General features: G+C 67.1%; 13 protein-coding genes. 10 read left to right on the top strand and 3 right to left on the bottom strand.

What is annotated here, in order from left to right; genetic code table 11:
• Positions 1–120 precede the first annotated feature (120 nt).
• The gene (locus tag GGR04_RS22340; protein WP_183202623.1) at positions 121–1,443 is read right to left on the bottom strand and encodes a DUF3422 family protein; all 1,323 of its coding nucleotides are present in this window, start codon (positions 1,441–1,443) and stop codon (positions 121–123) included.
• Between the two features lie 380 nt (positions 1,444–1,823).
• On the opposite strand from GGR04_RS22340, the gene GGR04_RS22330 reads away from it, so the two are divergent.
• Positions 1,824–2,204, top strand: coding sequence for a DDE-type integrase/transposase/recombinase (locus GGR04_RS22330; RefSeq protein WP_183202621.1), 381 nt, complete (start codon positions 1,824–1,826; stop codon positions 2,202–2,204).
• Positions 2,205–2,629: 425 nt separating this feature from the next.
• Here the strand turns inward: GGR04_RS22330 and gspG are convergent, their stop codons facing one another.
• Both gspG and gspD read right to left on the bottom strand, forming a co-directional pair.
• Positions 2,630–3,082: a type II secretion system major pseudopilin GspG gene (gene gspG, locus GGR04_RS22325; RefSeq protein WP_183202629.1), complete on the bottom strand. Its 453-nt coding sequence runs from the start codon at positions 3,080–3,082 to the stop codon at positions 2,630–2,632.
• A gap of 145 nt (positions 3,083–3,227) precedes the next feature.
• The gene (gene gspD, locus GGR04_RS22320) at positions 3,228–5,237 is read right to left on the bottom strand and encodes a type II secretion system secretin GspD (RefSeq protein WP_183202619.1); all 2,010 of its coding nucleotides are present in this window, start codon (positions 5,235–5,237) and stop codon (positions 3,228–3,230) included.
• A gap of 503 nt (positions 5,238–5,740) precedes the next feature.
• On the opposite strand from gspD, the gene GGR04_RS22315 reads away from it, so the two are divergent.
• From GGR04_RS22315 to GGR04_RS22275, 9 genes are all read left to right on the top strand, one after another.
• Entirely contained in the window at positions 5,741–6,742 is a 1,002-nt protein-coding gene (locus GGR04_RS22315; RefSeq protein WP_183202617.1) for a PilN family protein, read from the top strand.
• Positions 6,739–7,287 carry a type II secretion system protein GspM gene (gene gspM / locus GGR04_RS22310; RefSeq protein WP_246393555.1) on the top strand — a complete coding sequence of 183 codons (549 nt, stop codon included), beginning with the start codon at positions 6,739–6,741 and terminating at the stop codon, positions 7,285–7,287. Before GGR04_RS22315 ends, gspM begins: the two co-directional genes overlap by 4 nt.
• Positions 7,284–7,766, top strand: a complete 483-nt coding sequence (locus tag GGR04_RS22305; protein ID WP_183202614.1) for a hypothetical protein — start codon at positions 7,284–7,286, stop codon at positions 7,764–7,766. The genes gspM and GGR04_RS22305 overlap by 4 nt, the downstream gene beginning before the upstream one ends.
• 124 nt (positions 7,767–7,890) lie before the next feature.
• Positions 7,891–9,576: a GspE/PulE family protein gene (locus GGR04_RS22300; RefSeq protein WP_246393553.1), complete on the top strand. Its 1,686-nt coding sequence runs from the start codon at positions 7,891–7,893 to the stop codon at positions 9,574–9,576.
• Entirely contained in the window at positions 9,573–10,787 is a 1,215-nt protein-coding gene (locus GGR04_RS22295; protein ID WP_183202610.1) for a type II secretion system F family protein, read from the top strand. Before GGR04_RS22300 ends, GGR04_RS22295 begins: the two co-directional genes overlap by 4 nt.
• The gene (locus GGR04_RS22290; RefSeq protein ID WP_183202627.1) at positions 10,787–11,245 is read left to right on the top strand and encodes a GspH/FimT family pseudopilin; all 459 of its coding nucleotides are present in this window, start codon (positions 10,787–10,789) and stop codon (positions 11,243–11,245) included. The genes GGR04_RS22295 and GGR04_RS22290 overlap by 1 nt, the downstream gene beginning before the upstream one ends.
• A complete protein-coding gene (locus GGR04_RS22285) occupies positions 11,242–11,646 on the top strand; it encodes a prepilin-type N-terminal cleavage/methylation domain-containing protein (RefSeq protein WP_183202608.1) in 405 nt (134 codons plus the stop codon). The genes GGR04_RS22290 and GGR04_RS22285 overlap by 4 nt, the downstream gene beginning before the upstream one ends.
• Positions 11,639–12,349, top strand: a complete 711-nt coding sequence (locus GGR04_RS22280) for a prepilin-type N-terminal cleavage/methylation domain-containing protein (RefSeq protein ID WP_183202606.1) — start codon at positions 11,639–11,641, stop codon at positions 12,347–12,349. Before GGR04_RS22285 ends, GGR04_RS22280 begins: the two co-directional genes overlap by 8 nt.
• On the top strand, positions 12,346–13,353 hold the full coding sequence (locus tag GGR04_RS22275; RefSeq protein WP_183202604.1) for a type II secretion system minor pseudopilin: 1,008 nt from the start codon (positions 12,346–12,348) through the stop codon (positions 13,351–13,353). Before GGR04_RS22280 ends, GGR04_RS22275 begins: the two co-directional genes overlap by 4 nt.
• Positions 13,354–13,507 lie beyond the last annotated feature (154 nt).

Raw genomic sequence — 13,507 nt, 5'->3', positions numbered from 1 at the left:
GGGACATCGCAGAATCTCGGGTTCATTGCCAATCCCGCGATATGTCGCCCGCACCCAAAATGGCCCATCAACTTCACACAGTTTGCGGGAGAACCAATTTCCACCCGGCATCGACAACCGTCAGCCCTTCGGTGCAACGTGTTCGTCGGTGTCGCCGTGCTGACCGCGGATTCGCCGGACGGTCAGCCAGACCCCGGCGACGGCGATCGGCACGAAGCTGGCGACAAGGAGCGAGGGGTCTACCAGCCCGCCTTCGTGGAAGGCGCCTTTGGCGAGATAGCCGAACAGACCGACGACGTAATAGGCGATGGCGGCCACCGACAGCCCCTCCACCGTTTGCTGCAGTCGCAGCTGGAGCTGGGCGCGGCGGTTCATCTGATGGAGCAGATCGCGGTTTTGATGTTCCAGCTCGACGTCGATTCGCGTGCGCAGGAGATTGGCGGCACGCGCAAGCTTCTCCGACAGGTTGGCCTGCCGCTGCTCGACAGAGCGGCAGGTGCGCATGGCCGGAGCCATCCGCCGCTTCAGGAAGGCGCTCCAACTTTCGCGACCCGCCATCGCCGTGTCGCCGACCGCCAGAAGGCGCTCACGCACGATCTCGTCATAGGCGCGCGAGGCGCCGAACCTGTAGAGGACAGCGGCGACGCCCGCCTCGACTTCGGCGGCCGCAGCGGTGATCTCGTGCAGGAGCGAGCGGCTATCCTCGCTGCCGCGGTCCATCTCCCGCGTGATATCGGCAAGCTTGGCCTCCAGCCGGCGAAGGCGCGGTGCGGTCTCCTGCGCAAGTGGCAGGCCAAGCAGCGCCAGCGTGCGGTAGATCTCGATCTCGACCAGCCGCAACACGAGCGCTCCGGCCCGGTGCGGAGCGAGGCCGCGGTCGAGCACGAGGATGTGTGTGAGACCATCGCCATCCTGGCGAAAGTCCGTCAGCGCCTCCGCGAGCCCGCCCTCCATCGTCGAATGGCACAGGCTCGCTTCTTCGAAGTTGGCCGCTCCCGTGGATCCGTTTCCGATGCCCGTCTCTGTTTCGGCCGACCAGATCTCCAGATGCACGCCGGCGATCAGCGGCCCTGGAGCCGCAAAGTCGGCGCCGAAGGGGTGCCCACTGCCGGTTTGAGCGATATGCCCTGGCGCTGGCCCCTCGAAAAGATAGGTGGAGAACTCGCTGTGCCGTTCCCAGCGTAGCGTGCCCTGTCCGAAGGCGAACACATGCGCCCGCGCACCAAATGCCGGAGGCGCGATGCCACAGCGGGTGGAGAGCGCACTGAGCGTCTCGAAATCGCGCTCGCCGTCGTCGGTCATGGTAAACGCCAGTGCGATCACCTGGCGCGGCGCGATGATTCTGGGGAACGGGCGCGCATGCAACTCACCGAGAGCGAGGGCGCGGCGTGGATCAGGCTTAAAGGCCGGGAACCGCTGCTCGCCGAAGCCGGAATTGCTCATGCTCATCTCCCCTGTCGCCATGTGCCGAGGGCTAGTCGGGATCGACATTCAGTTCAGCCAGATCATAGAGGCGGCCAGATGGACGAAGCCGGTGAAGTGTAGGGTGCGCCGAGCGTAGCGCCTGGCGAAACGTCGGATGCGCTTCCATGTCGAGAAGCATCGCTTGATGCGGTCGCGATGTTTATAGGCGTCAAGATCGTGGGCTCCGTTGCGAATAGCCGATCAGACCACAACGATCCCGTTCTGTTCCATTTTCAGACGACGAACAGCTGGAACAGCCGTCCGACGAAGCGGGCTTCCGATCCGCCGGCGAGGCTGTCGACGGTTCCGTTGCATATGGGGAAAGGCACCGTTGCAAAATATCGACCTTAGTGAGAGCCTTGAGGTCGGAGAGCGGCGGACAGCGAAAGCCCAGAGATGAGTTTGGCGTTCAAGGGCCGGCACTTCGCCCCGACATCATCCTCCTCTACTGCGCCATCGGCGATCAAGGCGAGACGCTCGATTTCCAACTGTCGCAGAAGCGGACGACTAGGGCGTCCAAACGCTTCCTCGTCAAGGCTTTGAACCGATCGCGGCACAATCGGCCATCGGTGATCTCGACCGAAAAGAACCCGGCCTACAACGAAGCGATCGCCTCGTTGCGGCGAGAAGGGCGGCTTGCGGCGACCTGCCAGCACCGGCAGGTGAAGTTCCTTAACAACCGGCTCGAGGCTGACGACGGCAAGCTCAAACCGCGGATCCGACCCGTGCTTGGCTTCTAGTCATCGAAGACCGCGCACAACACCATCCGCGGGTTCGAGACGATGCGGACGTTCCGGAAGGGCCAGTTCCGCTCGATGGTTGGACAGCCTAGCCGCCGGATCGCAAGCGAGCTTCATCGGAGGGCTGTTCCAGGTGTTCGTCACTTGAAAGTGGAACGGAACGGGATCATCGCGGCGTGCACGGTTATTCGCAACGGAGCCGACGTGTCAATCGCTGCACGACGTCGCCGTGGAAGCCGGGATCACCCAGGAGCGACTTGCGGAGATTGAGCAGGATCATACGCCAACAGACTCTAAGGGTGCGTCATCGCCGTCTCTTTCGGTCGATACGCATGACGGTCGAGCGAGAATGATGCTTCCGTCGGAGCGATTTGATGCGACTTGCTCATCTCATCTCATCTCATCTCATCTCATCTCATCTCATCTCATCTCGTGTCGGAGAGCAGATCGGCGTCTTCACCGGTGCCGCCGGGTTTGTCGTCGCGGCCGAGTGTTGAGATGACGAATTGCCCATCGGCGCTCTTGTAACGATAGGTCCGGCCCCACGGGTCGATGAGGCTGGCGGCGGTCTTCAGATAAGGGCCGTTCCATCCCGCCGCACTCAAGGGCTCCAGCAAGGCCTTCAACTGCGCCTCGTCGTCGGGATAGGCGCCGACGTCGAGATAGAAAAGCTCGACCGCATTGGAAAGATTGCGGATCTGGGTGGCGGCGGTGTCGGACTTCGCAGTGCCGATGTAACCGAGGACGCGGGGTCCCACGAGCGTGCCGATCAGCGCGATGATGGCAAGAACCACGAGAAGCTCCACGAGGGTGAAGCCGGCGTCGCCCCCGCATCGAGACGTCTCGACCTTGTCTCTGGTGGTGACGTTCTCGCTCATGCGGCGTCGGCGGAGGCGTGTGAGAATCATCGTCATCGTCGCAACTTCATTCCATCAGTGAAACTCGGGGTGACGTTCGAACCCGCATTGGAGCCGTCGCTTCGGCGGGCGCGGCGCTGGCGGCCCGCTCCCTGTGAGGACGGCGTCATTGCAGGATCCTGTTCGCCGTCGTGCCGCTCGTATCGAGGCCGAGGCGGGACAGACTGTTGCGGAATTCGCGTGTCACCGCCTCGGCCTCCGAGCTGTTGCGCATCACGCGCGGGCGCATGAAGATCACGAGTTCGGTGCGCTTCTTGGCGTCGGACCGGCTGCGGAAGGCGGCACCGAGAACGGGGATCTGCCCGAGGACCGGCACCGCATCGGTGCCCTTCTGGGTGGACTCCTGCACGAGACCGCCGAGCGTCACGCTTTGCCCGTCCTCCACCACGACGGTGGTCGCGATCTTCCTCTGGCGGATGGTCGGCGAGTCGATGCCCGAGGACGTGGTCCGCACGACGTCGCTGACCTCCTGCTCGATGTTCAGGAGCACGTGGCCGTTGGAGTTGACGCGCGGCGTCACCGAAAGGATCACGCCGGTGTCCTTCATCTCGACCTGGTTGACGATCGGCGCGTCGATGGACGCCGTCGTGGAGGATGCGGTCTGGGTGACGATCGGCACCTGGTCGCCGATCTGAAGGCGGGCCGTACGGTTGTCGAGCACGGTCAGGGTCGGCGAGGAGATCACCTTGACGTCGGTGATGGAGGAGAGGGCGTTGAGAACCACCTGGAAATCGGTCTTCGCCAGGAGATAGGAGAAGCCCGGCGCGACGGCGGAGACCGCACCGTTCGCCGCATCGGTCAGGAGCGTGCGGTGCTTGACGCCGGCCTGGCCGTTTTCGAAGAACCAGCGGAGACCGAACTTCAGCTCGTCGTTCAACGTGACCTCGGCGATCACCGCCTCGATCAGAACCTGATTCGCCATGCGGTCGGAGGAACTCAGGATGGGCAGCAGCTTGTCGTACTGCGCCTTTGTGGCGACGATGATCAGCGCGTTGTTCGGCTCGTCCGCCACCACCATCATCTTGCCGGCGGAAAACGACGACGTCTCGCTCGTCAGCGCGGCGGACGAGGCCTGCAATCCACCTGCGGAGGTGTCGGCAGCGCCCCCGCCGCTTCCTTGCATCCGCTCCTCGACCGGCGTCAGGGCGCTCGCGACGCCATTCGACGGCGCCGCCGAGGATTCGCCCGTCACCATGCCCTGGACGATGGCGGCGAGTTCCTTGGCCGGCCGGTTCTCGACCTTGTAGACGAAGCTTTGCGTCGAATTCAGCGAGGCGACGTAGTCCATCTTGCTGATGTAGCTGCGCGCCCGCCGGAGATAGACCGGATTGGCGGCGATCACGAGGATCGAGTTCAACTCGCGGCTCGGCACGAAGCGCACGGTTCCCTGTGCGGGGCCCTCCGCGCCGCCGAAGACCTCCTCCATCTGCTTGGCGATGGTGTCGGGATTGCCGCCGCCGACGAGCGGGAAGATGGCGGCCGACTGGCCGCGCATCCAATCGACGTCGAACAGCTCGATCGCCTCCTCCATGGACCCGATCTGCTCGGACGTGCCGGTCAGGATGAGAAGATTGCGTTTGGTGTCGGCGCGCAGCACGCCGGACGGCGCGATGGGAGAAAGGATACGCTCCATCTCCGCGGCGGAGATGGACTTCAACGGCACGATGCGCGCGCCCGCCCCCACCTGGATCTTGCCGCGGCCTCCGAAGGAGAGGCCCGCGCCGGGTGCGCCGTCCGCCGAAGGGGCGATGTGGTAGACCTCGCCTGACTTGCTGATCGACAGGCCCTTGGTCGCGAGAACCGACTGGAAGCTGTCGACGAGGGCCTGCTTGGAAACGGGACGCGAGGTCTGCAGCGTGATGGAGCCGGTCACGTCGTCCGCCACGATGAAGGCGGCGTGGAGGATCTCGGTGAAGATCGTGTTGGCCGCCGTCACGATCGGCACGTCGACGAGGTTCAGCGTCACCGTTTCGCCGCCGTCCGTGTAGAGCGGGCGGCGCGGTTCGACGCCGTCCATCAGCGCGACCTCGCCGGGCAGGCCGCGCGTCGGCGCACCATACGCGCCCGATCGGGTTGCGACCTTGCGCGCATCGCCGAGCGACTGGCTCGCCTCCAAGCCCGATCGAACTTTTCCCGATCGAGCTTGTTCCGCAAAGTCGGGCGCGACGCATCCACCCAAGCATAATGCAAGTGCGATGATAGCAACATGCGCGATCCGCGGAAAATCTCCCGCCGCGGACGCCGAATGCCCTTCACTTCCCATTATAGTAATTGATCCTTAGGATCGTCGCACAAAGAAGCGGCGACGGCTCCATGCCCACTCTCTCCCATCGACATTCCCAAGTGCCGATACGTATGAGAGACAGACTACAATACACTTAGTAAGCCAAGGATTGCATTGGTGGCTCGGAGAGGTTGTTGACAGATTTTGTCATTTTTTTTGTTTTTGCTATTGCCAAAGCTGGCCCTCCGGCTATCAGCTTGACATTCCGCAGGGCTTGATGAGCTTTAGCGGATGGGAGGACATAGAGCGGGATGAACCATAAGCATGGCAAGGATGCACCGCGTCCCGGCCTGTCGGATCATGTCGGCCGCGCGTTCAACTGGTGGCTGGGCGAGTTGAGCGCCGTCGTGCCGAACTGGCTGCGGGCGACACTTTCCGAACGCCCCGCGACCGTCACTTGTGTACTTCACGATGATGGGCGGATCGCCTGCGCTCTTTCGAGTCGCGGCGGAATCTTGCCCGGCGCCGACCTCGCGTGCGAGCCCGGCGAAGCGTTGGTCGCACGACTTGCCGAACTGACCGCAAGGGTGCGCAGGCGCACCGTACGTCTGTCGGTGCCGCGCGATCTCGCCCTCGTTCGCCATTCCTGCCTTCCTGCGCGCGCGCTGCCGCATGCCGAGGCAATCCTGCGCTACGATGTCGAGAATCTGATGCCGCTCTCCGCTGGCGAGATCCTTGCCGATTGGTTCGTGGACGCTCAAGATGGCGAAACGGGTGACCTCCATATAACTCAGGTCGTCCTGTCCCGCGCCCGCATCGCGGCGTTGGAGGATGCGCTGGGGCAGGGCGGATTCCGGATCACGCATCTGACGGTTGGCGATGCGGACGGGGCGCCGCTCCCGGTCGATCTCGTTGCGATCCGGGAACCGAGCCTGCGCCGCGCATTCGCCCGCCTGCCGCCTTCCGCGCGGCTTCTTTACGCAGCCGCGCTCGCACTTCTCGTCTCGACGCCCTTTCTGGCCGCGGCGCGGCAATCTCAGGCGCTGGAGGATCTCGGCACCGTATCCCGGCTGTCGCCCTCGGCGCAGGCTGCGGCGGGCGTCGCCGATTTCATCGAAACCGGGGGACGTCGTATCCCGGTCGTCGCGGTTCTGGACGAACTGACGCGCCGCCTGCCGCACGGCGCGAGCCTGTCCGACTTTCGATGGTCGAACGGGCGGGTCGAGGTCACGCTGCAAGGCTCGGATCTCGGCGCGGCCGAGGTTGAGCTCTCCTCAAGCGACCTCTTTCGAAACGTCGAAGCAACGGTCGAGGACCGTCCGACGACGGACAGGCTGCACCTGCGCTTCGACATTCAGTCGCCGGCCCGACCGGACCCGGCGGGAGACCAGACATGACGTCCCCGCTCGTTTGGAAGGCTCACGCGCGCCGGACGGCGGCGATCGCCCTTCTCGGCGTTCTCGCCTGGATCCTCCTGCCGCTGCTCGCGGCGCCCGTGGAACGCTGGTTCGAGGATCGCGAGGCTCTGTCGACATCGCGCGCCCTGCACGAGCGCACGGCCCGCCGCGATGGGCGGGTTGCTGCCGTGGCCGCCCTCTCGTCCAAGCCGGGGGCTCCGTTCTTCTCGGCGGACGACGAGGCGGGCGCCATTGTCGCGCTGCAAGCCCGCATCGAGGCGGCGGCGCCCGTTGGCGCGATGCGGATCGATGCCGTGCAGCCCCTTTCCCGCGCCTCGTCACCGTCCGCGCCGATCGCGATCAGCTTCGGCTTCACCGCCACGGACGGCGCCCTGCATGCATTTCTGTCCGACATCGAGACGCGCGCGCCCTTCCTGGATGTCGACGAACTGGCGGTTCGCAGTGCCCCGGACGATGATGGCCGAATTCTTCTGTCGGGCACCGCGACATTGTCCGCCGTGCCCCTCATTCGGAAAGGGCCATGACCATGTCCTTGCGCCATGTCGGCCCTGCGAACGCACGGGCGGCGATCATGCTCGCCGCGGCCGCCGCGCTCGCGGCGACGGCCTGGTTCTGGGAGCCGGTCGCGGACGGGACGGTCGCGGCCACCACCGGGCTGTCGGGCCTGTCGCGCGAGCGCCCACCGCAGACGGACGGGTTCCTCTCCGCCTCGCCCTTCGATCCGCAGCGCCGTGCGGTGGAGGGCATCGGCAGTCTTTCCGGGCCGGTCTTGCCGGAGGTGACGACCCCGGTGCCGGAGCGCCTCGCCGCCGTGCCGAACCTTGCCGGCATTCTCGTCGAGGGCGGGGCCTACAAGGCGATGTTCGCGGGAACGAGCGAGTGGCATGGCGTCGGCAGCCGCGTCGCGGGCTGGACCGTCTCGGCGATCGAGCCCGAGCGCGTGGTCCTGCGCCAGGGACGAAAATCTCTCATGCTGCGCCGGGACGATGCCCTCCCTCGGTGACGGAGCCAGCACCGTTGCGCAACCGCATTCACCGGAGTTCGACAACAGGATGAAGTGGGTCTGGGGATCGAAGAGGCGCCCTCAAACTGCGGTTGCCGACCGGCGGGAGGCGACGCGCAGTGACATGGGGCAGAGCGCGGAGGGCTTCCTCCTGTTTCTCGTGGCGAGCGGACGGCTGGAGCCGGTCGCCGCCGATCGCGCCCGTGCGGCCTTCGAGACCTTGGCCTCCATGCCGCTCGTTCTTTCCGAACTCGGGCTCATGTCCGAAGCAGATCTTCTGGCGGCGCTGTCCGACTATACCGGCCTTCTTCCCGCTCCGCCGGAAGCCTTGCCGGCGGAACCCGTGCTCGCCGATCGGATGACGCGCGATTATTGCCGGCGGGTGCGCGCGCTGGCGCTCAGCGCGGGACCGCCGTCCGTTGTGGCCCTCGTGGATCCGCTGGATCCCGATCTCCTCTCCTCCCTGTCCTACGCCATGGGCGGCGCGACGTTCTGCCTGATCGGGCCGAGTGCCTTCGAGGGGGCGTGTCGGCGCCTGTTCGGCGAGGAGGGCGCGGAGGCGACCGTCGGCGGCGACGGCTTCGAGCCGCTCGGCTCCGATATGGAACGGCTCGAGGATGCGGCCCGGCAGGCGCCGATCATTCGTCTTGCGAACATGCTGTTCCGCACGGCCTTCGAACTCGGTGCATCCGACATCCACATCGAGCCGGGCGAGAGCGATCTCGTCGCACGCTTTCGCGTCGATGGTGTGCTCGTGCGCCCGGAGGTGATGGCGAAGGCCGTGCATACGGGCCTCGCGACCCGCATCAAGATTCTCGCCGAATTGAACATCGCCGAGCGGCGCCTGCCGCAGGACGGGCGCATGAAGGTCGTCGACCGCGGCCGCGAGGTGGACGTGCGCGTCTCGGTTCTGCCCACGGCCCATGGCGAGGCGCTGGTGCTGCGCCTGCTCGGCACGTCTCGCAAGGAGGGCGGCTACGAGGCGCTGGGCTTCTCCGCGAACCTCGCCTCGCGCATCGATGCCATGGCCAACCGGCCGAATGGTATCTTCCTCGTCACGGGCCCGACCGGCTCTGGCAAGACCACGACTCTCTACACCTTGCTGGGGCGTCTCAACAGTCGCAGCACCAAGATCGTGACGGTGGAGGATCCCGTCGAGTACCGCGTTTCCGGCGTGACGCAGGTCCAGACCCATGCCGCCATCGGCCTCGATTTCGCCGCGGCGCTGCGCTCCATCCTGCGCCAGGACCCGGACATCGTGATGGTCGGCGAGATCCGCGACGGAGAGACCGCGCGCATCGCGGTTCAGGCGGCGCTGACCGGCCACCTCGTCGTCTCGACCCTTCACACCAACTCGGCCGCCGCCGCGGTGACGCGCCTCGTGGACATGGGCGTCGAGCCCTATCTCCTCGCCGCCGTCCTGAACGGCGTCCTCGCGCAGCGCCTCCTTCGGCTGCTGTGCCTCGAATGCCGGCGCGTCGCGCCCGCCGACGACGCGGCGCGCCGGGTGGTGGAGCGACACAGGCCGGATCTGAAGGGAGCCGAGCGCGTGATGCTGGCGCATCCCGTCGGCTGCCCCGCCTGCAGCGGAACGGGCTATCGCGGGCGGACCGTCGTGGCCGAGGGGCTGGAACTCGACCGTGCGTTCTCCGCCCTGGTGGCGGGTGGCGCGGACGAGGCGCAGCTCGACAAGGCTGCGCGCAGCGCCGGCATGCTCTCGCTCGCCGGCCATGGCGTTGAAAAGGTGCTGGCCTTCGAGACGAGCCTCGAGGAAATGATGCGCCATCTCGGGGCCGGAGAGGAGTCATGACGGTCTATCGTTTCGAGGCTGTCGAGCGGAGTGGGCTGAAGCGCAACGGCCGCATCGAGGCCGAAACCCAGGCGGCGGCCAAGACGCTCGCCTCTGCCGGCGGGGCGCGGGTGCTCTGGCTCGAACCCGTCGCGGCGAAGGAGCCCTTCTGGCAGCGCGACCTCTTCGGCAGCGGTGCCGTGAAGCGCGCGGATCTCGTCAGCGTCGTCAAGGATCTGGCGACGCTTCTCGGCGCCGACCTGACCATCGACCGGGCGCTGCGCTTGGTGATCCGCCAGTCGCCGAAATCGATGTCCGCCATCCTGGAGACCGTCCTTGCCGACGTCCTGGCGGGGCTCTCCCTGTCGCGCGCCTTCGCCAAACATCCGAAGGCCTTCCCCCGCGAAGTGGTGGAGGTGACGGCGGCCGGCGAGCTGACGGGAACGCTCGGCCGCGTCCTCGGCGATCTCGCGGTCTCGCTGACGCGCGCCGAGGAGATCCGGCGCACGGTGATCTCGGCCCTGATCTATCCGAGCCTTCTCCTCGTCATGGCGCTCGGGATCGTCGGTCTCGTCATCGGCGTCCTCGTGCCCTCGCTGGAGCCGCTGTTCGACCAGCCGGGCGTGCAGCCGCCGGGGGTCATCGCGCTGACGCGCGGCGTCGAGACGCTTCTGGCCAACCACTGGCTTTCCATCCTCGTCGGGCTCGGCGCCCTGGCGCTTCTCCTCGCCTATGTGTGGCGCCGCCCCCGGTTCGCGGCCCTCATCGAGGCGGCGCTCCTGCGCGCGCCGCTGATCGGCCCGGTGCTCGTCGGCATCGAGGCCGGCCGCATCTGCCGCACGCTCGGCACGCTCCTCGGCGCCAACGTCGCCGTGCCCACCGCCATCGCGGCGACGCGGCTCGTGCCCAAACGCCGCGCCTTTCGCGCGGCGTTGGACGAGGCGGCGCGCCGCATTCCCGAGGGCGCGCGCCTCGCCGTCGCCCTGTCCGGGCTTCAGACGCTGTCGCCCCTGACGCTCCAGATGATCGCCACCGGCGAGGAGGTGAACCGGGTGCCGGACATGCTGATGCGCGCGGCCGAGCTGCACGAGGAGGTGGTGAAAACGCGCATCGACCGCCTGTTCACGGTGATGACACCTCTGGTCACCGGCCTTCTCGGCATCGTGGTCGGCGGGCTGATCCTGTCGATCATGAGCGCGATCTTCTCCGTCAACGATCTGGCGATGCGCTGATGGAACGCGCCGGAACCCAGGACGGCTTCACCCTCGTCGAGATGCTGGTCGTGCTGGCGCTGTTCGCGATCGTCGCGGCTGCCAGCGGCTTCGCGATGGCGGGCGGGCGTCCGGGTCGGCTCGTCGCTGCGACGACCGACCGTCTTGCGGCCGATCTCCAGCGCACCCGCATCGACGCCGTCCGCTCGGGGCGGGCGCGCAGCCTGTCCTTCGAAACGGCCGAACGACGCTGGCGACGCGACGGGGCGGACCCCGTGACGCTGAGCGAAGGGATGGTGCTCGATCTCGTCACCGCGCGTGAGGCGGCCGGGCGGGGAACCGCGGGGGGCGGTGCGGCCATCGCCTTCCTGCCGGACGGCCGTTCGACCGGCGGGCGGATCGATGTCCGGATGGGAGAAGCGCATCGAAGCCTGGTCGTAGACTGGCTGACCGGGTCCGTTCGGGAGGACCGGCCTTGAGTGCGAGCGGCGACGGCGGACAGGACGGCTTCGCCTTGGCAGAGGTTCTCGTCGCCTTCGCGATCCTTGCCCTCGTCAGCATCGCGATGATCCGCGCCTTCGCGGGCACCACGCAGACCTTCGGCGCCACCGCCGCGCGCGAGGCAGAGCTCTCTCTGGCCCAGCATGTCCTCGAAGGCGCGCGCGCCGAAAGCAGCGCTTCCGCCGGCCGGCAGGAGGGGGAGAGCGGCGATCTCACGTGGTGGCGTAAAACGACGCCCGCGGACGGCGCCGGTCTTGCCCCGCCCCCGCGCACGCCGCGCCTCTTCCGCGTGGAGGTGGGCGTGTCGCGAAAAGGGGAGACCAAGTCGCGGCCGCCGCTTCTCACCAGCTTCATCCTCGCAAGGTCGGCCGATGAGTAGCCGCAAACTCGGCCCACCGGACCTGCGGGGGCCGGCGCAGGACGACGAGGGCGAGGCCGGCTTCACTCTCGTGGAGCTTCTCGTCGCCCTGTCGCTCCTCTCGCTGATCGCCGTCTTCATCGGCGAGGGCGTGTTTTCGGTGCGCAGGATGGTGCCGGTGGCCTCCCGCATCGATGCCGATGCCGAGATCGCCGCCGTGCGCGACCATCTGCGCCGAACGGTGGGTGAGGCCGTTGTGGACCTGCCGTTGAGCGAGAGCGAACTCTTTGTCGGCAGCTCGACCGCCATGAGCTTTCTCGCGCCCGCCGATCCGGTTCTGGAGGTCGCGGGGATCAACCGGACGACGCTCGGTCTGGAGGCGGGTCCGGCGGGTCGCCTCGACCTCGTCGAGCGCCGCACCCAGGCGCGCGGGGAACAAACCAGAGCGGTCACGCCCGTCGTGCTCCTCCACGACGTCGCCGGGCTGGCGATCCGCTATGCGGGGCCGGTCGAGGGCGGGACGCCGGTCTGGCGCAAGGACTGGGTCGCGGGCGGCGTACCGGCGCTCGTGTCGCTGGACATATCCCTGCCGCCGGGCGACGTCCGGCGCATTCTCCCGCTTATCGTGCATCCGGCGTCCTCGACGAATCCCGCAGAAGCGGTCGACGTCCCGGCTCCGCCCGACGGGGAGGCGGGCAGGGACAAGCCGGCCGGTCCCCGATGACGGCCGCGCCCGAGCCCGCGCGGGAGGATGACGGCGAAGCCGGCTTCGTTCTGCTCTCCGTTCTTCTCGCGGTGATGGTCTTCATCGCCGTCGCGGCCAGCTTTGCCGTCAAATCCCGCCTGTCCGCGATGCGGACGGTCAACCGGGTCGAGGCGGCGACGGATGGCGCCCTCGTCGACGGAGCCGTGCTCTTTTCCGCCGATGCCCTGCGCCCCGCCGTCCTTTCCTCGCCAAGCAGGAAGAGCCGCGACGCGCCGACCGTCGGGCAGCCGGCCGCGGCGCCGGCATCGCCCAAACCAGACGTCGCCGTGCTTCCGGTGGATGGGCGGGCCGTCGCCTGTGCCACGGGACGCGGAGCGCGGCTGGAGATCCGCGTGGTGGACCAGGGCGGCCTTCTGGATCTCAATGCGGCCCCCGTGGCGATGCTCCAGACGTTTCTGGATGCGGCCGGCCTCGAGGCTGCGACGGGGCGACGGCTGGCCGACGAGATCGCCGATTTCCGAGACGTCGACGACGATCCCCAATCGAACGGGATCAAGGAAAGCGCGCAGTATGCGCAGGAGAACCTCCCGTGGGGGCCACGCAACGCCCCCTTCTCCGATCCTGCGGAGTTCGGCCAACTGCCCTCCGCTACGCCGGCCATCGTCGCACGGCTGATGCCGATGCTGACGATCGCCAACCCCAGGGCGTCGCTCGATCTCGGCGTCATGGACCGTGCCGCTCGGGGGAAACTGCCCCGCGACGCCGCACGATCGCCGGAGATCAAACGCTGGCTCATGCCGAGCAAGGGAACCGACTTCGTCGTCGAAGCCCGACTGCGACGCGACGATGGCTCCCTGACGGCGGGCCGTCGCGCGCTCGTCGGTTTCAAACCGGAGAGCGGTGCCCTGCGCATCCGCCAATGGGAGGGCCGAACCGCCGATGACGCCGACTGGCTGAACCCGGCCAGAAACTCGGTCTTCTGCACCAAGCTGGCCCTCGCCTTGGGTGTCAGTCGATCATAACGGCATTGGTGAACGGCTCGGTATCAGGAGTTCCCTGTTCATCCGAAGCTGATCAGAGAATATTGCAGTACCGCTTGTCGTCACGATCGTTAGCGAGGACGTCGGCTTGCAGCCGTAGGGGGAGCCTTGACCCACGGTGAAGCAGATGTGGTTC

The organism is Aureimonas pseudogalii (assembly GCF_014196835.1).
GTDB classification, from domain to species: Bacteria; Pseudomonadota; Alphaproteobacteria; order Rhizobiales; family Rhizobiaceae; genus Aureimonas; species Aureimonas pseudogalii.
The sequence above is the reverse complement of the archived record's forward strand: the minus strand, read 5'-3'. Positions and strand labels throughout refer to the sequence as shown.